Raw genomic sequence first — 19,794 nt, forward strand, 5'->3', positions numbered from 1 at the left:
TTTAAGACCCAAATCCGTAGGGGTCAGCCCCTCCTTGAAAACAAAGGAACTGATTCCCTTTACCTGGGGCATTTTTTGCAAGTCTTGGGTTAAGCTTGTCAAAGAAGAAAAATTCGACTCAACACGACTTACAATGACATGGGCATTAAAATTAAGGATGGCCCGGTGATATTCGCGCTGAAAACCACCCACTACCGAAAGCACCACCAGCACAACCATGCTTCCAAAAATAAGCGCCCCCATCGAAACCTTTTTGGCCGTCCCCAAAAGCGGGGGTTGAGTTCTTAGCTCTGAAAGATTTCTTAACGCAATATCGATAACCCATCTTTTGTTCATGGGGCCCTTAATATTTCAGAAAGATTAAATCGACGAAAACTCTTTAATGGCCATAGTGAAGCCAAAAAAGCCATCAACGGAACAAAAAGAAGAACCACAAAAAACCAGACGATATGGGGCTGAAGAACGAGTTCTTTGACAAAATAAGCATCGGGCAAATGAAGGGGCCTTTTAAAAAAGGTATTCATAAGAACAACCGCCATGAAAACACCAAACAAGGACCCCAACCCTCCCAAAAGCAAACCGAAGCTGGCAAAAATTCTCTTAAGTCTTATGCGATCAAGCCCTGTAGCATATAAAACTCCCATGTCTTTTTGATGTTGTTCGACAAGCAACCCCACCAGGCTTCCCACATTCAAACAGGCCAACAACAGAGCCACGGCCAGAAGCAGAAACATGGCCATACGTTCTAAAACAAGGGCACGATAGAGTTTATGGCTTTTATCCTTCCAGCTTGTCAGCCCCGCATCGGGCCATATTTTTTGGATTTGTTTCTGAACACTCTGCGCATTCAGACCATCTTTTAAATAAAAATAAAATATCTTTGAAGGGGGTTGGCCTGAAGTAAGAAACGGCGCCAAACCCATGGGGGCCAAAAGATAGTGCGAATCAGCCTCGAAAAAACCGGTTGAAAAAAAACCTGCCAACTTCACCTTATGTAAAGTGGGTTCAATATCTCCCAAGGGGCCCACATCCCCTACAGGATTGATCAGTTCGGCTTCTTCCATTCCAGAGGGAAAAACCTGCATGCGGGACAACAATTCTCTGCCCACAAAAACGGAAATTTCATTTTCATCAATGTCAGACGCGACCCACTCATCAAAATATTCGGCACGGTATTTTGCACGCATAGCCTGATCAAAATGAGTGGCCCTGACCATTACACCATAAGTTTGCCCATCGCCAATTTTCAAAATGGCCGGGGCCTCCACAACTTCCTCAATAGATTCAATGCCGGAAATACCAGCCACCTTCCTTTTCACTTCATCTGAAGTCAACTGGTTGTTTTTATCAACCAACTCAAGATGCGACCTGAATCCGATCATGGCTTGTTCAAGTGACGAAGAAAAACCACTGGTCACTGCCTGAATAAGCAAAACAGCGCACACAGAAAAGGCCATGCTCAAAAAAGAAACGACCGAAAGAAACAAGACAAAGCGTCTGGATGAATGGGACTTAAAAAAACGAAGGGCGATATGAAGGGGGAATAGGGACATGCAATACCCAAAATATCCTTACCGGACATGGTGAGCCGAGTCGAACCATCGAACCATGAGTTTGCCCCTACGGTTTTTCGGCACGCAATTGAGGGAACAAAATCACATCGCGGATACTGGGCGAATCGGTAAGCAACATCACCAAACGGTCGATACCAATACCCTCCCCGGCCGTTGGCGGCATACCATATTCAAGAGCGCGAATGTAATCCGCATCAAAATACATGGCCTCTTCATCGCCCGCATCACGAGCTTCAACCTGTTTTAAGAAACGTTCTTTTTGATCAACAGGATCATTTAATTCTGAAAATCCATTGGCAAGTTCACGTCCAAAAATCATCAGTTCAAAACGGTCAACAATATCCGGATTTTTATCATTGCGGCGGGCCAGCGGGCTTACTTCCAGGGGAAATTCAGTGACAAAAGTGGGTTGAATGAGTTTGGATTCAACCAAATGTTCAAACAAGAGCGTCTGATACAGGCCAATTCCCCCAGGCTTGCCCCGCTCCATGATGCCGCGCTTGTAACATTCTTCAGCCAAAAAGTTTTTGTCGTGGACCTTGGCGGCCTCAAGCCCGCCTATTTCAACTAACGCTGTGGCAATGGGTAATCTTTTAAAAGGGGGCGTAAAATCAATTTCGGTTTCCTGATATTTTATTTTGCAGGTTCCAAAAATTTTTTGAACCAGGCCTGAAAGCATTTCCTCGGTAAGGGCCATGAGGTCTTCATAGGTGGCATAGCTTTGATAAAATTCAAGCATCGTGAATTCGGGATTGTGCTGAATGGAAATTCCCTCGTTGCGAAAATTCCGGTTAATTTCAAAGACACGTTCTAAACCGCCCACAACAAGCCTCTTCAAATAAAGCTCTGGGGCAATACGCAAATACAAATCCATGTCCAAAGTATTATGATGGGTCACAAAGGGCCTGGCGGAAGCGCCTCCGGGAATGGAGTGCATCATGGGGGTTTCTACTTCCAGGAATTGGCGTTCAATCAAAAATTGACGGATGGCAGTGATGATTTGCGAGCGTTTGATGAATGTGTTTTTGACTTCCGGATTGGCAATTAAATCAACATAACGCTGGCGATAACGGGTTTCGACATCGCTTAACCCATGCCATTTTTCCGGAAGATTTCGGATGCTTTTGGTGACATATGCAAACGATTGAGCCATTAAGGTGAGTTCGTTTGTTTTGGTGCGAAACAGTTCTCCTTCCACAAAAACAAAATCGCCCACATCCAGATTTTTATAGAACTGGAATTGCTCATCGCTTAAACTTCCCTTTTGACAAAAAACCTGCAATTCGCCGGTGCGATCACGTAAGCGTAAAAAACCGGCCTTTCCAAAAAGGCGGTTGGCCATGACGCGCCCCGCCAACGAAAAAACTTCGGTCAGTCCTTCTAGTTTTGCTGCATCATAAGAGGAATAACGTGCCGATAAATCATCTGTCGTGGCCGACGGAACAAAACCATTACCATAAGGATTATGATTTTGTGCACGCAAATTTTGTGCCTTGTCAAGGCGCTGTTTCATGTAAATATTTTCATCGGTTGCCATGCGACATTCCTTAACCAAAAAATAAATGAAAGGCCATTTTTTTCTTTGTTTGAATCTTTATTTCATTCATAATCAGTGGCGTATGGCACGTGTTATGAATCAACCTTCCCTTATCGCCATGGCCAAACGGCAGATGGTTTTTATTGCCTCAAGCTCGTTTCGCAGCCGCCTGCTTAAGGCCATTACATGCTACTTGGAGCTCTCCTTAAAAAACATGGAAGAACGCATTTTTTCAGATGAAGAAAAAATTGAAATGGAAAAAAACCTGGAAGCCTTGGAAATGGCGCTGCACCATTTATGGATTGATGTGCCTTACAACGAAATTTTGTTCCTCCCCAAAAGCCTGCCCGAAGAACAAATGACCCGCCTTAAAAATATCTTGCACGAAGTCAAAAAAGAAAACCGCAAACATTTAAAAATTGCCTTTAGCCGAGCGGCTTAACGAAATCGTATTACAGGTAATCTGGAAGCAAAGCGAGCAACTCCTGGAAAAGGATGAAAAGCAGTCGTAGGGCGCCATCCAACATGGGGATGAGCCCCTCTAGCCGTATTTGATGCGGCATGTACCGTAGGCGCAGGGGAACTTGGTTGAGCTAAGGCTGGCCAACCAGGAGTTAAGCTTTCAACTCCTTCTAAAGGAGGAAGGTCTCCAAGATCTTCAAAAAGAACACTTGCATCTAAACCACTGGGGCGTCGCTGTGTGAATCGAGGAACAGCGGGTCTTTGAGAATGAGCGGTAACATCATTTGGATCAGCCCATGTTCCATCTCTTAAAACAAGATCAACAATTCGCTCCCCATCTGGCAAGGGTCCAGCTTTAGGATCAACTCCATCTAACAAAGCCTGCAGACGCTCAGTAAAAGTGACATATCGTCCATCACGAATACCTTCAAGTGTCCACGGAAGCCTTGGTTCTGCTTCTGCTGGTAGAAGTTGCGCAACGCCTTCGGGAGCAGGCAAGGCTGGCCCTTCAGAAGTTAAATCCCCATTCCATTCGGGGGCAAAAGGATCAAATTTACGCGTCTCAAAAGCAGCTATAATGTCTCCAATGGTTTGACTCATAAACTAAAAGCTTTGTGCCATAACGGGGCTTGTAAATCAACTCTCATTTAAAAGGACGAGGAACATACCGAGACACTCCGGGTATTCGGGTAGGCCTCAAAGGAGGAGGTCCAAATCTTAGACGACTCATGGGAATTGTTCTCGAAGTCATAGGTCTGTTAAGCCTTGATGAACCAGGATCTTTTAACGAACCTATTCTCCCATTTAAAGGCCTCGGTAATACATGAGGGACAAAAGAGTGTTGAAGAGCGGTAGCAGCGCTAACACCCTCAGAGCTTACAGGAACTGGGTCCCCTGCTTGAAAGCGGGTAAGGCCCAAAATACGCCCGAAGTGAGAAGCTTCGGTGGGGTTATTCCCATCTCCAGGGGCAGCACCCATCCCCTTCAAGGCTTGTGCCAAACGAGCCCCTCCTGTTGAAATTTCGCGAAAACCTCCTTGATCAGGAGTCTCTGCTGCATCCCCCAGCCTCCCTTCCGCTGAAAAAACCGAAAGATCAATATCCGCCCAGGTTCCCCCTTGGTTCCATGCATCCAATCGATAAATGTCCTCAGGCATTCCCGGCTGCAAAATTCTTAAATAGGGACGGGCCAAAATTCTGGAAAACTTTTCCCAAAAGGAGGCATTCGCCAATTGAGCAAATAATTTTCTGAGAATATTTTCGGCAAAAGCCGGATCAACTGTACCTTTTGTATCCGCATTGACTCCCAACCGAAGGGTGATGGCGTCCGGTTCGATTAAATCAACCTCGACAAAAAAATCGCCCACCGTTATTTTGGCACTTGTGGACTCGGTTCCCGGCGCCCGACTTGGCAATTCCACGGCATATTCATCGCTGGCCGCACTATCCAGATCAGGAATGAGCTCATGAAGAAAAACAACAACATCTGTCTCCAGATCGTCCTCTGTGGCAGGATGCAGCCGACGCATCTCTGGCGGCGTCTCCATCTGCTGACCCAAATCGAGTACGGCTCCAAAATCAAGCACGGCAAAGGTGTTTCCTCTGGCCAGAGCATCCACAATACCATCGGGCAAATGATCTCTTACTTGCGGATTTAACTGACTGGAACTAGTCAAGGGAACCAGCAAACCCACATTCCTTGGTACGCTTGTTCTCATGAAAAATGGTTTTGGAAACAACAAAAGGGTGAGTAACTTAACCGCATGCCTGTAGGACTCAAGCTTAAGAGCCAGGGACCGCATTGTTGTCTCAACAAGTGCATGACACTCTGGGGCATTGGCATTGGCTTGAGTTCCCACTTCAATAAAACTTTCCAGATCCTTCAAGGGCGTCAGAAAATGAAGTTCCAGTCTTCTTCTGGCTTCATCATGCCCCTGGCACGCTTCAAGAACAATTTCCAACAAATACCGGCATTCTTGAATAAGAACCTGAGCCCGCTGATAAAGGACGAATGATTTTTCAGAACGCTTTCTCCATCTTAAAAAACGGGCGGTATCCACATAAATTCGGACAGCATCCAGTTTCAGTTGAAAAGCCTGCAGAATATCAAAAAGGGATTGGCCGGCATTCAGGGTTTCCATGGCCTCTGCCTGAAAATTTTCAGCCCTTGCAAGCCGTTCGGGAATGTCATTAAGCGCCTTCTCTAGCCCGTTTAAAGCCTTCCAACGGTCCCGGATGGCCTTGTTTACGTTTCTAACTCCCTCACCCGCACTTGCCTTATCTAAAAGAGATTCCGCTAATTTAAGCAACCTTCTTGCTCTTTTGATTCCATCGGTCAAATCAACCTTCTTCCCCACTGGTGTCGCCACACGCGAAGGATGTTCAAACTGGGACGGATCCTGATCAAAGGCGGTAAGAACCTCATTAATAAGACCTTCAACCAGTTTGAAAATATCATGAACACTGGAAAAGATTGTTTGGTCGGATATCATGCCCTTTTTGATTCTAATGTTTGCGATATCGGGTAAAAATTGTTTTAGTACCTCTAGTAAAGTTTCCGGATCTCCTATAAGAAGTACAATTTGAGTACGTACCCAAGCACGCAAAGCCTTGGGATCAAGATGCCCTAAAATACTTCTGGCAAAGGCGTCCACTATGGCCCTGCGATTACGAGCCACCACGGGAAGAGCACTTGGTCCTCCTGCTTGTGCTATGCGATGAAGCCCCCTTTCGAGCGTATTATCCAGCCCGACATAGCGGTCATCCACACGGCCAAAACAAAGCAAATAATCTTGAATGAGTTGTGCTTGATCAGAATTTACTTCAAGAGGCCTTCGGCCATCGAGACCGGATTCAAGAACAGACAATAACTGGAAGCGTGCCGTCGTGTCTTCTAGACGCCCATTTCCACGAACAATATCAAACCACTCATAGGGAGGATCCTTTTGAGCTAATTGATGAGCCCCATAAATGAGATCGTAGGCCAACTGAACTTGGTCCGGAAGAAGAGTGATTGCTGAAGGTAAATCTGTCATTTTTTCCTGAACAAAAAAGAAAACTTCCCTTTAAAAAAAAGAGACCCGCTTTTATTAATTATTTCTTTATTTGTCGAGGCTCTTTATCGCATTTAGAAGGGATTTGTTGCTTGTTTGAGGAGGGTTTTTTGGCCTTCTACGAAAAGCTCTATTTTATGGTGCAGCCCATTTTTAATTTCCAAGGAAATTTCTTCTGCAGGCGGCACACTAAAAATTTTTAATGTGTAATTTCCTGATCTTAAAGAACGTGTCTGCCCGTCCAAGGGGCTTGATAAAACTGGAGTGGAGCCACGGGTCACCTGATAATAAATACTTAATAATTCCAATGTTTTAGGCTGTATATCCTCCCCTTTTTCCATTCTAACAACCTGCCCGGAGGTCCTTTTGGCTATTTCATCAAAGAAGATTTCCTGATCTTTTTCCTGTTTTCCCAAAACAACAAAATCAATCACGGGTAAGGAAGTTTTGTTTTTTTCCAAAACATCTGAAGAAAAAGAACAGGCATCCAGGCCGTCGGTGAGAACGATAATTTTTTGTGGTTTTTGCAAAAAAGCCATTTCAAGAGCCTTCAACAAGGAAAAATTTCCCAAAGGGGTTACTTCCCTTAATTTCTGCCTTAATCGGGTTACATTAAAGGGAGCCATGGGGCTTAAGAGAGTGGCATCCCGGCAATTTTTTTCGGCATAACCATGGCGACTTCCTGAAACAACAATACCAACCTGGCTTGATTTGAATTTTGAAAAAATTTCGTTTAATGAAAAAAGTTTCGTGATCCATTCCCATTTTGTTTTCCCGGACCATGCATCATACTGGCTGACACTGGCATCCAAGACAAAAACAATTTTCTTGAACGGAGAAGACATCTCTTGGGCCTCCCCCACTCCCGCCACTGACAAGGAAAGTTCCCCCACACCACCACTTACTGTAATAGATTGTGAATGTGTGGCCCCCAAAAGAGTGTAAGCTCTTAAAGTAAGAATATGAACCCCTTCCTGCCACGACGAAGTATCCAAATCTGTTTTGTAAGGAGGCACATCCCAGGCTTTGACCAAACTGCCATCCATGTACAATTCAAGTTTTGAAGCAGGGGTCTCTGCGGAAACCTTGGCTTCCACAGACAAATTTACGGGGACAAACTCTCCCAGTCCCGGGCTTACAAAAGAAACCTGCGGCGCAACCCCTTTGGCTAATTTAACCGTTTTTGTTTGAGTTCCACCTGATTGTGTCACTACATTCACTGTTAAATCATAAGTGCTGGCGGGCAAATCTTGAGTGGGAACCAAAAATGAATAAGGGGTTTCGCTCTTTTCTCCAACGGTTTTCCCATTTAACAATAGATTCACCACAGCTTTATCACTTGATGGCACACCCCCCACATGGATAAATACGGGCAAGGCATCCATAAAAAAATCACCTTCCATAGGAGAGGCAATGGCAAAACTAAAGGCCGCTTTTATTTCTATTTCTTGGGAAATTTTCTTTTGCAAGCTGCGACTATTCTCAACAAGAACTTCCAAAAAATGTTTCCCCACATCAAGATCCGTGGCCGGAAACTCAAACATCGAACGCGAAGCCAGATTTGTTTCGTGGGCCAACACTTTTCCATCGACAGATACATCCATGAAAACATTGTCCGCATCATTAAGGAGTAAATCAATCCGGATGGATTGGTCTTTAAACCAGATAGACCCCTGGGGCGGTATTTGTAACGCAATTTGGGGAAAAACCGGCTGCGTTTTTAACTGCAATTCATAGACACCTGCTTTCATCACCTTGTTTTTACTTTTTGTATTTGGTGAAAAAACAGGGGTTAATGACCAATCGGCATAAAGCTTATTTCCAAGCCATAGGTCAAAATCGTTTTTCTCAAGAAAGAAAACCGGCAAACCGTCCATGGTTTGCACTTTGACAAGATAATTTTGAGGTGTCCCCGCATTGACAGGCTGGGCCAGCTTTATTTGATAACGCCCAACGGTATCGACCCCTTCAGCTTTTACAAAGTTTTTTGTAGCCAAGTTTAACTGGAGATCTTTGGTTTGAATTTCAAGGGATCCTGCCATTAATAATTTAGGCCAAAAAAACTCAAGGGCATTATCCACACGATTGTTTTGTAAAAGAAGAAGTCCATTGGCACTCACAAGCAGCAAAACCGGGACATTCCAAAAAATCCAAGCTCTATTGCGATGACGCCGCAATAAAATGGCATAACAAAGGGCCACAATCAAAAACAGGGGCCCCAAAACATGGAGATTCACAAAAACAGGCTGAGCCCACACAAAGGGAATTTTCTCCAAAAAACCACTGCCGTACCATGAAGCTTCCAACAAAACCCTATGTCTTATATTTTCAACAAACCCGGCAATGCCATACAAACCCAAAAGAACGAGGATGATTTTCAAGAAAACGGAATGCGGATAAATAAATAAGACATACAAAATCTGAAACAACCACAACAGAAGAAAAATATGATTAAGTAAAACGGCCAGATTCCAAGGGTCATAACTAAACAACCCCGATGAGCCCGACCCCCAGAAAAAAAGCTGATAGGCCATAAGCCCCAAAAACCCCACCAAGGGTAGCTTTAAAAAGCTAACCCACGACCTTCCCAAAACAAGAGCCAAGAAACTAAAAAGGAAAATGATAGCCAATGTACCAACCACAAGATAAAAGGTCGGCCCCATGCCGAGCTGCCATTGCTTCCAAGAGGCAAGCCCCAACAATCCCAAAAACAGGAGCCCTCCTGCAAAACAAAATGAGGAAACAATAAGGGCCCTTATTTTGCCCAAAAGAGTTCCTGAAAAAGAGGATGTGAAAATATTCGAGGGCTTTATTTTAGAAAAAAACCGGGGAAAATTTATGTGAGGCTTTTGGGGGAAATGGATTTTTATTCTTTTCAAAAAACCCAAAGGATTTTTCTTGGGCAATGGAGTTTTGTCGGTATTCTCAATGTTTTCAAGGGTTACAGGGGCCCTGATGCTCGTTTTGGTTTGGTCAAGCTCCCCACTCTGGGACAAGGGGATTTCATTACTTGTCTTGTCAAGATCGGCCTCATCCTCCCGCGACCAATCCGTATTTTCAGTATCCCCCTTGTTGGCCATATTTTTTTGACCTTACTTTTTCTTGAAAATATTGGAGAGCCCCAAACGGTTCACAAGTGATTTCTGCTTTTTAAGAAGTTCTTCCAACTCTTTTTCATCAGCCTTTTTTTTCTGGCTATCAATACCAGTATCCACGGGCTTGGGTGGTGGTGATTTTACTTTTGGAAGATTCATATCCACCATGGTGGCATCCAAATTTTCGGCTTCTTCGTAAGAAGGTAGTTCATCCTGACCTGCATTGTCTTTTTTCGTGTCATCCATAAGTTAACTATAATAATGGAAGTCGAAGGAGTTCTCTAGAAAAAATTTGTATGTGATGAAGTAAAATTTTGCATCGTCCCCACTCCACCCCGCGTCGCGGGGTTGGAACCTTCCCTCTCAAAATTCTTGGCAATAAAAAACCCCAACCGATTTTAATCGATTGGGGTTTTTATTAAATAAATCTGGCAGCAACCTACTCTTCCAGCCCCGTGCGAGGCAAGTACCATCGGCCCGTGGGAGCTTAACTTCCGAGTTCGGAATGGGATCGGGTGTGACCTCCCCGGTATAACCACCAGAAAACGTTAGAAAATGTTAGTTCGCCAATGGCGAACGTTACAGTTTCTTACGTCCCCGCGAAAGCGGGGATCCATATTTGGATCTCCCGCCCACGGATGACGATAAAATTACATATCCTTTAAAACAATTTTGCAGAGATCATGTCATGTAGGGGTAGGTTACCCCGCCCCTACAGACACGATTATAAAATAAAAGATGATCAAGCCGCACGACCAATTAGTACCGGTAAGCTTAAGGCATTACTGCCCGTACACACCCGGCCTATCAACCTTGTCGTCTACAAGGGGTCTTTAGATCCGCTTGCGCGGATGGGAAATCTAGTCTTGGGGTCCGTTTCACGCTTAGATGCTTTCAGCGTTTATCGGATCCGAACATAGCTACCCAGCACTGCCACTGGCGTGACAACTGGTACACTAGAGGTCCGTCCATCCCGGTCCTCTCGTACTAGGGACAGATCCCCTCAAATTTCCTACGCCCACAGAAGATAGGGACCGAACTGTCTCACGACGTTCTGAACCCAGCTCGCGTACCGCTTTAATTGGCGAACAGCCAAACCCTTGGGACCTGCTACAGCCCCAGGATGCGATGAGCCGACATCGAGGTGCCAAACTTCCCCGTCGATATGAACTCTTGGGGTAAATCAGCCTGTTATCCCCGGCGTACCTTTTGTCCGATGAGCGATGGCCCTTCCATACGGGACCACCGGATCACTATGACCTGCTTTCGCATCTGTTCGACTTGTTTGTCTCACAGTTAAGCTCCCTTATGCCATTGCACTCGACGGCTGGTTTCTAATCAGCCTGAGGGAACCTTTGCGCGCCTCCGTTACATTTTGGGAGGCGACCGCCCCAGTCAAACTACCCACCAGACAGTGTCCCGCGCCCGGCTAACGGGCGTCGGTTAGAACTCCAGAACGATCAGGGTGGTATTTCAAGGTTGACTCCACCAAGGCTAGCGCCCCAGCTTCAAAGTCTCCCACCTATCCTACACAAACCGACCCGAAGTTCAGTGCCAAGTTATAGTAAAGGTGCACAGGGTCTTTCCGTCTTTCTGCGGGTATACGGCATCTGCACCGCAAATACAATTTCGCTGAGCCTCTGGCCGAGACAGTGTGGCAATCGTTACACCATTCGTGCAGGTCGGAACTTACCCGACAAGGAATTTCGCTCGGTATCCCTCATATGTTTCCATATGAGCCGGACTTTATCTTAAACTACCTCGATTCATTTGACTCGCAATCCGACGGATTTCCTCAATTCCGTCTGCGTGCAAATGAACATCCTCATTCATCAGAGATAGAACCGATTTGAATTTTTCAAAATCAATTCGTTTCTTTGACTGGAGAGGATGCTTGAAAAAAAATGGAATGATAATCTGTGAGAGATCTTTGATAGACCTCACCCGATACGCCATCCGATCACCATGGTTGGTACGAACAACACCACAACCAAAATAATCTTTGAGCGCATGCAGTATTTGAATATCACGTTTGTGTTGTACGACAGTGAATTCAGGCAACACTTGGTAGCCTGCCGTCATTTCCGTATGAGGATTAATCCCCACATGAAAACAACCTTCACCATCCACAAAACCTGTGATCCATTGAGATTCAAGTTTCATTGGCAGTTCCCGAACGTAAAGTCTCTGAGGGTTCCTGGTACAAACCAGGCCTTCCCTGCGGATTGTCCCCTTGTCCATCAGATTTTTACTTTCCACTAGTGTGGACGAGTACTGAATGGCTGTTGAGGAGTTTCCCGCATATGGTTCAGTTTTACTAAGGCTAGCGTTTGGTTAACCTTAGGACCGTTATAGTTACGGCCGCCGTTTACTGGGGCTTCAGGTCGCTGCCTCGTCTTGCGACTAACAGCTCGCTTTAACCTTCCAGCACCGGGCAGGTTTCAGGCCCTATACGTCGTCTTACGCGACTTTGCAGAGCCCTGTGTTTTTGTTAAACAGTCGCCGCCACCCTTTCACTGCGACCTCGAAATGCTCCGGGAGTAAATCCCTTCACAAATCGTGGCATGCCTTCTCCCTAAGTTACGGCATTAATTTGCAGAGTTCCTTAGCCAGAGATCACTCAAGCGCCTTAGGATTTTCACCTCATCCACCTGTGTCGGATTACGGTACGGTCATCTTGGCAACTTCCGACGAGGTTTTTCTTGGAAGCATGGGATCGACAACTATCGTCACCCCCGAAGGGGATCGGTCGTACTCACTTCTCGGAGTAATGACATCCCGGATTTACCTGGGACATCCTCCTACAGGCTTGAACGGCCACTTCCAATCGGCCGCTTGTCTACCCTTCTCCGTCACCTCGAAGGTCATAGCGCTACCAAAACGGTACAGGAATATTAACCTGTCCTCCATCACCTACGCCTTTCGGCCTCGGCTTAGGTACCGACTAACCCTGAGCGGATTAACCTTGCTCAGGAAACCTTGGATTTTCGGCGACGTAGTTTCTCACTACGTTTATCGCTACTCATGTCAGCATAAGCTCTTCCGATACCTCCAGACGTCCTTTCAGTCGTCCTTCAACGGCCTACGGAATACTCCTCTACCACGCATCATCTAAAAGACGATGCATCCATAGCTTCGGCAACACACTTGAGCCCCGTTACATTTTCGGCGCGGATTCACTAGACCAGTGAGCTGTTACGCTTTCTTTAAAGGATGGCTGCTTCTAAGCCAACCTCCTGGCTGTTTATGCGCCTCCACATCCTTTCCCACTTAGTGTGTATTTAGGGGCCTTAGCTGATGGTCTGGGCTTTTTCCCTTTTGACGATGAACATTATCACCCACCGTCTGACTCCCACTGTGGCAATTAACGGAATTCGGAGTTTGGTTGGTTTTGGTACCTCGGTAAGAGGCCCTAGACCATCCAGTGCTCTACCTCCGTTATTGATTCAGTGAGGCTATACCTCAATATATTTCGAGGAGAACCAGCTATCTCCCAGTTTGATAAGCCTTTCACCCCTAACCACAGGTCATCCAAGACCTTTTCAACGGTCACTAGTTCGGACCTCCAGCTCGTATTACCGAGCCTTCATCCTGCCCATGGTTAGATCACTAGGTTTCGGGTCTACTAATTGCAACTTAATCGCCCTTTTAAGACTCGCTTTCGCTACGGCTCCAGCCCTTTTGGGCCTTAACCTTGCTGCAACCAGTAACTCGCTGACTCATTATGCAAAAGGCACGCGGTCACACATTCCCCTTGCGGGGCATAGTGCTCCCACTGCTTGTAGGCATACGGTTTCAGATACTATTTCACTCCCATCTCTGGGTGCTTTTCACCTTTCCCTCGCGGTACTAGTTCACTATCGGTCGGAAACGTGTATTTAGCCTTGGATGATGGTCCACCCGGATTCCCACAGGATTTCACGTGTCCCGTGGTACTTGGGATACCTCTAGGGTGTGCTTAAGTTTCGTCTACAGGGTTATCACCTTCTATGACCGGCCGTTCCAGACCGTTCGACTACCCTCACACATCCCACATTAAGGTCCCGCAACCCCGGCATCAACACCCATTGCACTGTAGGGGCAAACCCACATGTTTGCCCATTTATACGGGTCGACCCCTACGTATACAATCGGTGTTGATGCCGGTTTAGGCTGTTCCCCGTTCGCTCGCCACTACTAGGAGAATCTCAATTGATGTCTTTTCCTCCAGGTACTGAGATGTTTCAGTTCCCTGGGTTTGCTTCTCTCCGCCTATATATTCAGCGGAGGATTCCTTTCCAATGGAAAGGAAGGTTGCCCCATTCGGAAATCTCCGGATCAAAGCTCTCTTAGCAGCTCCCCGAAGCTTATCGCAGCTAGACACGTCCTTCATCGCCAGTTTCCGCCTAGGCATCCACCGTACGCCCTTTTTAGCTTGATCACCTAATTCTTGATAAAATATGATCTCAGCAAAATTGTTAAATAAAAGAATATGTAATTGTCAAAGAACACATTTTTCTTGGGAAATTTACTTCCTAGAAAAAAAAGAGCATCTCTTAATCAAAGAGGCAAGAGACACGAAATAACAAACAATCACTTGTTCGCTATTTCCTATTTCTTACTTCCGCTCCCAATGTGGAGCTGATCGGGATCGAACCGATGACATCTAGCTTGCAAAGCTAGCGCTCTCCCAGCTGAGCTACAGCCCCGAAAATTTCGAAGAAATTTTCCCTCTATTTTCTATAGCCATTATCTATTTTCTTTTCTCTCCAAATTACAGGCTCGGAAAATGGAGAATTGAAAATAGAAAATGGAGGAAAAATTTCCTATCGGAAATTTTTGTGGGCCTGGGTAGACTCGAACTACCGACCTCACCCTTATCAGGGGTGCGCTCTAACCACCTGAGCTACAAGCCCGAAAATTTTCACCAGAAAATTTTTCCGATGAAGGAAGAACGTGAACGAATGGCGAAAATTTCGATAATCGTTCTTCGTAATTCGTTCTTCGGACCTGAAAAACCCGATGGCCCGAGTAACACCAACAAACTTTAAAAGAGCAGAAAAATTAACCCCGCGAGATGGAAAGCCACTTCGCGGGGCAAACTAAATAGCAGGATGATCTCCATCCTAAAACAGATTCAAGAAACCCTATCGATTGATCTTTATAAGACTTGTTCAAAGTTTCTTTGTTTCCTGTAAGCTATATGCCTACATTTCACATTCCACTTGAACTCATCTTTTCCTTAGAAAGGAGGTGATCCATCCGCACCTTCCGGTACGGATACCTTGTTACGACTTCACCCCAATCACCGATTATACCTTGGGCCCCGTGAGGGGACTTCTGGTACACTCAGCTTTCGTGGTGTGACGGGCGGTGAGTACAAGGCCCGGGAACGTATTCACCGCGGCATTGCTGATCCGCGATTACTAGCGATTCCAGCTTCATGAAGTCGAGTTGCAGACTTCAATCCGAACTGAGGAAGCTTTTCTGGGATTAGCTGCCCCTCGCGGGTTGGCAACCCTTTGTAACTTCCATTGTAGCACGTGTGTAGCCCTGGACATAAAGGCCATGAGGACTTGACGTCATCCCCACCTTCCTCCGGCTTGACGCCGGCAGTCACTTTAGAGTGCTCAACCAAATGGTAGCAACTAAAGCTAGGGGTTGCGCTCGTTGCGGGACTTAACCCAACATCTCACGACACGAGCTGACGACAGCCATGCAGCACCTGTCTTGGAGCTCCCGAAGGCACTTTCCTATCTCTAGGAAATTCTCCAGATGTCAAGTCCAGGTAAGGTTCTTCGCGTTGCGTCGAATTGAACCACATGCTCCACCGCTTGTGCGGGCCCCCGTCTATTCCTTTGAGTTTTAACCTTGCGGCCGTACTCCCCAGGCGGGATACTTAATGCGTGAGCTACGGCACTGAAGGGATCAATTCCTCCAACGCCTAGTATCCATCGTTTACAGCGTGGACTACCAGGGTATCTAATCCTGTTTGCTACCCACGCTTTCGTGTATCAGCGTCAGTATTCGGTTAGTGAGTCGCTTTCGCCTCCGGTGTTCCTCCCAATCTCTACGAATTTCACCTCTACACTGGGAATTCCACCCACCTCCCCGAAACTCAAGACTTGCAGTATCAAGCGACAGTCCCCGGTTAAGCCGGGGGATTTAACACCTGACTTACAAGCCCGCCTGAACACTCTTTACGCCCAGTAATTCCGAACAACGCTTGCACCCTCTGTATTACCGCGGCTGCTGGCACAGAGTTAGCCGGTGCTTCCTCTAAAGGTACCGTCAATAGCCATGGATATTAGCCATGGCTGGTTTCGTCCCTCTCGACAGAGGTTTACGACCCGAAGGCCTTCTTCCCTCACGCGGCGTTGCTGGATCAGGGTTTCCCCCATTGTCCAATATTCCCCACTGCTGCCTCCCGTAGGAGTCTGGACCGTGTTTCAGTTCCAGTGTGGCTGATCGTCCTCTCAGACCAGCTACCCGTCATAGCCTTGGTAAGCCATTACCTTACCAACTAGCTGATGGGACACAGGCTCCGCCTTCAGTGATAGCTTCCATGGAGAGGCCATCTTTCCCCGGCATCTTGCGATGCAGGGCTTATCCGGAATTAGCCCACCTTTCGGTAGGTTGTTCCAATCTAAAGGGTAGATTACCTATGTATTACTCACCCGTGCGCCACTTTACTACCCCGCTTGCGCGGGGATTCTCGTACGACTTGCATGTGTTAGGCACGCCGCCAGCGTTCGTTCTGAGCCAGAATCAAACTCTCAAGAGATTTGGCTCAAACCAAAACAATAAACCCTTCGACTTATCCCGCATTGCGGGATTCGCTCAGGACTCATAAGGTTTTGGTTGGATAAAATTATTCAAACCGCACTTCCTTAAAGAAGTGACAGGTTCTTGGCCTGAACATCAAATGTTCAAGCCAATTGGTTTTTGACTTAAAAGCCAAAAACCCGCTTAGCGATTTCTTTAATCATTCCTGCTATTTAGTTTTCAAAGAACACCTTCTTCCCCTTTGAAAGTTTCATTTCAAAGGCTGACGGATATTAGTTAAATCCGAATCAAAGTCAAGATTTATCTAAGAAGTTTTAAATATTTTTGTATTATTCTTTTTCGGTGATTCTCATGCCATAAAAAGAACGGGCAACAAAGATACAACCAACAACAAAAAAAGCAATTCCGATACCCATTTTCAATGGAGCCGATTGCATTGTGACAGCAATTTCAACAGCCAACAAACCAAAAAGCGTTGTGAATTTAATCACAGGGTTTAGGGCCACTGATGAAGTGTCTTTGAAAGGATCTCCCACAGTATCACCCACCACACTGGCAGCATGAAGCTCTGTGCCTTTTTGTTTTAAATCAACTTCAACCACTTTTTTGGCATTATCCCAAGCACCCCCTGCATTGGCCATGAAAATAGCCTGATACAAGCCAAAGAACGCCATTGCAATAAGATAACCAATAAAAAAGTAGGGATTAAAAAAAGCAAACGCCAAAGCCATAGAAAAGATAACAATGAAAATATTCACCATTCCCTTTTGGGCATACTTGGTACAAATTTCGACCACTTTTTTACTATCATCAATAGAAGCTGAGCTTCCTTCGAGCTTGATATTCTCTTTAATAAATACCACAGCACGATAAGCTCCTGTCACCACAGCTTGAGTAGCAGCCCCTGTAAACCAGTAAATAACAGCCCCTCCCATAAGTAACCCTAAGATAACCGGCGCTTGAACCAAGCTTAAAGACGCCACCACATTACCATAAAGTTTTTCCAACAATAAAATGATTCCAAACACCATGGTGGTTGCGCCAACAACGGCTGTTCCAATCAGCATGGGCTTGGCCGTGGCCTTAAAGGTATTGCCTGCACCATCGCCTTTTTCCAAGGCATGCTTGGCATCTTCGAAATTAGGTACAAAACCAAACTCTTTCTTGATTTCTTCCTTAATCCCTTTACGGCTTTCAATAAGGGAGAGTTCATAAACCGATTGAGCATTATCAGTAACAGGACCAAAACTATCTACAGCAATGGTGACAGGCCCCATTCCCAAAAATCCAAAAGCAACCAAGCCAAAGGCAAAAATGGGAGCTGCAAAAGCATAAGCTTGCGGCATAATGCTTAACAAAGATTCATACTGGGAAAACCAGTAGGCAACAAACATAAGACCCGTAATCAAAGTACCTTCCCAAAAAGCTGAAAAATTTCCTGCGACAAATCCGGAAAGAATATTTAATGAAGCCCCGCCCTGCCTGGAAGAGTTGACCACTTCCTGCACATGGCGTGAGTTTGTACTTGTAAAAACTTTGGTGAATTCAGGAATGAGTGCCCCTGCTATAGTGCCACAACTAATAATGACGGCCAAAATCCACCACAAGGAACCAAAATCTTTCAAAAGAACATGACTGGCCAAGAAAGTAACACCGACGGAAACAAGGGAAGTAATCCACACCAAATTGGTCAGAGGATGTTCCAGGTTAAAATCTTTCTTGCTGCCATACAGCACATTGCTGATGGAGTTGTTAAGAAAGTAGGCCCCAAGAGAAGTCAAGATCATCAAAATACGCATGACAAAAAGCCAAATGATCAAAGTGGCACACATCGAAGGGTTATCGACCAAAGCTATTGCCAAAAAAGAAATAAGAGCCACCCCTGTAACACCATAGGTTTCAAAGCCATCGGCCGTTGGCCCAACGCTATCTCCTGCGTTATCTCCCGTACAATCCGCAATAACCCCGGGGTTTTTGGGATCATCTTCAGGAAGTTTGAAGACAATTTTCATAAGGTCTGAACCAATGTCAGCAATCTTTGTGAAAATACCACCACAGATACGAAGCACGCTGGCTCCCAAAGATTCACCAATAGCAAAACCAATAAAACAAGGGCCTATAAGATCACGGGGAAGAAATACCAAAATGCAAATCATGAAGAAAAGTTCCACACTTACCAAAAGCAACCCCACACTCATCCCTGAACGAAGGGGAATATTAAAAACATGCATGGGGGTTTTATAAAGAGAAGCGAAAGCCGTTCGTGAATTGGCTTGAGTGTTAATGCGAATACCAAACCAGGCCACACCATAAGAACCAAGCATGCCCAAAATAGAAGAAAGCAAAATCAACACAAGATTAAAAATAGAAGCATGCTGCAAGATCCCAAAATAATAAACCATGCACACTCCAATAAGCACCCACAAAGCAGCCAAAAATTTTCCTTGTTGAAAAAGATAGGTTTTACAGGTTTCCCAAATTATCTGGGAAACATCTCTCATCGATGAATGAACCGGAAGTTTTTTTGTCTGGGCATATTGCACCAAACTAAAAATGAGGCCCAGCCCACAAACAGCCAATCCCCAATACATTAATGAAAGCCCTGCAACAGTTGAAGAGCCTATGGTAAACTGCACTTGCGCCAAATCAGGAAGATGGATATCAGCTTCGCTGGCAACACCAGTACGAATAAAAAGAAAACTGATAATAAATGTAAGCCAAGAGATAAGGTGGAAGCTTCTTTTGGTCATGGGTTCCTCCGAGTTAAAAAATGTGAATTTAAAAAACTTAAGGGCGTTTTGTGGCAAGCCCCTACAAAAGACCTCTTCAAAAAATTTTCTAGCTGGTATACAAATTTGAAGGTTTCGTCAAGAAATGATTGATCTTTTATTGTGCGGATGTGCGGATGTGTGGATGTGCAGATGTTAAGAATTTTCATCAGCACATCCGTACATCCGCACTTCAGCACAAACATCCCATGTCTTTATCTTTGTTCAATCAAAATCTGGAAAGCAAAACACCACTGGCTCATCGCATGCGCCCCCAAAAACTAGAAGACTGTATTGGTCAAGAGCACCTCATCGGCCAGGGAAAACTGTTACATCTTTTATCTCAAAGTCATGATCTGCCTTCGCTTATCTTTTGGGGACCTCCGGGATCTGGCAAGACAACGATCGCAAAAATTTTGGCCCATAAAAAGGGATATCACTTCGCAACCCTTTCGGCCGTCAATGCGGGAGTTAAAGAAGTAAAAGAAACCATTGGCCAAGCAAGAAAACGTTTGGAGGAACAGGGACAAAAAAGCGTTCT

The 19,794-nt window shown here is 45.5% G+C and carries 8 protein-coding genes, 2 tRNA genes, 3 rRNA genes and 2 pseudogenes (2 of these 15 only partly in view); 2 read left to right on the forward strand and 13 right to left on the reverse strand.

The genetic code is table 11. From position 1 onward, the window contains the following. The 3 genes and pseudogenes from A2048_02035 to A2048_02045 form a co-directional block, all read right to left on the reverse strand. A pseudogene (locus tag A2048_02035) lies at nucleotides 1-336 on the reverse strand (hypothetical protein) (it extends 888 nt beyond the left edge of the window). Beyond that, a complete protein-coding gene (locus A2048_02040; GenBank protein ID OGP10707.1) occupies nucleotides 333-1,553 on the reverse strand; it encodes a hypothetical protein in 1,221 nt (406 codons plus the stop codon). The pseudogene A2048_02035 and the gene A2048_02040 overlap by 4 nt, the downstream one beginning before the upstream one ends. A 67-nt stretch (nucleotides 1,554-1,620) precedes the next feature. Then, complete coding sequence (locus tag A2048_02045; GenBank protein ID OGP10708.1) at nucleotides 1,621-3,111, reverse strand: lysine--tRNA ligase; 1,491 nt, start codon at nucleotides 3,109-3,111, stop codon at nucleotides 1,621-1,623. Between the two features lie 25 nt (nucleotides 3,112-3,136). Between A2048_02045 and A2048_02050 the strand changes: the two genes are divergently transcribed. Further along, a complete protein-coding gene (locus A2048_02050) occupies nucleotides 3,137-3,553 on the forward strand; it encodes a hypothetical protein (GenBank protein OGP10709.1) in 417 nt (138 codons plus the stop codon). On the opposite strand, the gene A2048_02055 is transcribed toward A2048_02050, so the two are convergent. From A2048_02055 to A2048_02100, 10 genes are all read right to left on the reverse strand, one after another. After that, on the reverse strand, nucleotides 3,550-4,173 hold the full coding sequence (locus A2048_02055) for a hypothetical protein (protein ID OGP10710.1): 624 nt from the start codon (nucleotides 4,171-4,173) through the stop codon (nucleotides 3,550-3,552). The two genes, A2048_02050 and A2048_02055, sit on opposite strands and share 4 nt — an antisense overlap. A 43-nt stretch (nucleotides 4,174-4,216) precedes the next feature. Beyond that, nucleotides 4,217-6,607 carry a hypothetical protein gene (locus A2048_02060; protein ID OGP10711.1) on the reverse strand — a complete coding sequence of 797 codons (2,391 nt, stop codon included), beginning with the start codon at nucleotides 6,605-6,607 and terminating at the stop codon, nucleotides 4,217-4,219. Nucleotides 6,608-6,699: 92 nt separating this feature from the next. Further along, nucleotides 6,700-9,705, reverse strand: a complete 3,006-nt coding sequence (locus tag A2048_02065; GenBank protein OGP10712.1) for a hypothetical protein — start codon at nucleotides 9,703-9,705, stop codon at nucleotides 6,700-6,702. Nucleotides 9,706-9,717: 12 nt separating this feature from the next. Continuing rightward, a complete protein-coding gene (locus A2048_02070) occupies nucleotides 9,718-9,966 on the reverse strand; it encodes a hypothetical protein (protein OGP10713.1) in 249 nt (82 codons plus the stop codon). A 180-nt stretch (nucleotides 9,967-10,146) separates the two neighbouring features. Further along, nucleotides 10,147-10,263: ribosomal RNA gene (gene rrf, locus A2048_02075) — 5S ribosomal RNA — on the reverse strand. Between the two features lie 195 nt (nucleotides 10,264-10,458). Continuing rightward, nucleotides 10,459-14,148: ribosomal RNA gene (locus tag A2048_02080) — 23S ribosomal RNA — on the reverse strand. Between the two features lie 187 nt (nucleotides 14,149-14,335). Further along, nucleotides 14,336-14,408 (reverse strand) — tRNA-Ala (locus A2048_02085). A gap of 130 nt (nucleotides 14,409-14,538) precedes the next feature. Further along, nucleotides 14,539-14,615, reverse strand: a tRNA-Ile gene (locus A2048_02090). A gap of 328 nt (nucleotides 14,616-14,943) precedes the next feature. Beyond that, nucleotides 14,944-16,480, reverse strand: a 16S ribosomal RNA gene (locus tag A2048_02095). The 16S, 23S and 5S rRNA genes sit together here with 2 tRNA genes alongside, the layout of an rRNA operon. A 334-nt stretch (nucleotides 16,481-16,814) precedes the next feature. Further along, entirely contained in the window at nucleotides 16,815-19,235 is a 2,421-nt protein-coding gene (locus tag A2048_02100; GenBank protein ID OGP10732.1) for a sodium-translocating pyrophosphatase, read from the reverse strand. A 227-nt stretch (nucleotides 19,236-19,462) separates the two neighbouring features. Between A2048_02100 and A2048_02105 the strand changes: the two are divergent. Further along, nucleotides 19,463-19,794 (forward strand): annotated as a pseudogene (locus A2048_02105) (hypothetical protein) (it continues 855 nt past the right edge of the window).

It is taken from the genome of Deltaproteobacteria bacterium GWA2_45_12 (genome assembly GCA_001797365.1).
Classification (GTDB): Bacteria; UBA10199; UBA10199; order UBA10199; family UBA10199; genus UBA10199.

Coding starts and splice junctions, on each gene's coding strand:
- A2048_02060 (OGP10711.1), bottom strand. CDS start 6,607: ATGACAGATTTACCTTCAGCAATCACTCTTCTTCCGGACCAAGTTCAG.
- A2048_02040 (OGP10707.1), bottom strand. CDS start 1,553: ATGTCCCTATTCCCCCTTCATATCGCCCTTCGTTTTTTTAAGTCCCAT.
- A2048_02055 (OGP10710.1), bottom strand. CDS start 4,173: ATGAGTCAAACCATTGGAGACATTATAGCTGCTTTTGAGACGCGTAAA.
- A2048_02050 (OGP10709.1), top strand. CDS start 3,137: ATGAAAGGCCATTTTTTTCTTTGTTTGAATCTTTATTTCATTCATAAT.
- A2048_02065 (OGP10712.1), bottom strand. CDS start 9,705: ATGGCCAACAAGGGGGATACTGAAAATACGGATTGGTCGCGGGAGGAT.
- A2048_02045 (OGP10708.1), bottom strand. CDS start 3,111: ATGGCAACCGATGAAAATATTTACATGAAACAGCGCCTTGACAAGGCA.
- A2048_02100 (OGP10732.1), bottom strand. CDS start 19,235: ATGACCAAAAGAAGCTTCCACCTTATCTCTTGGCTTACATTTATTATC.
- A2048_02070 (OGP10713.1), bottom strand. CDS start 9,966: ATGGATGACACGAAAAAAGACAATGCAGGTCAGGATGAACTACCTTCT.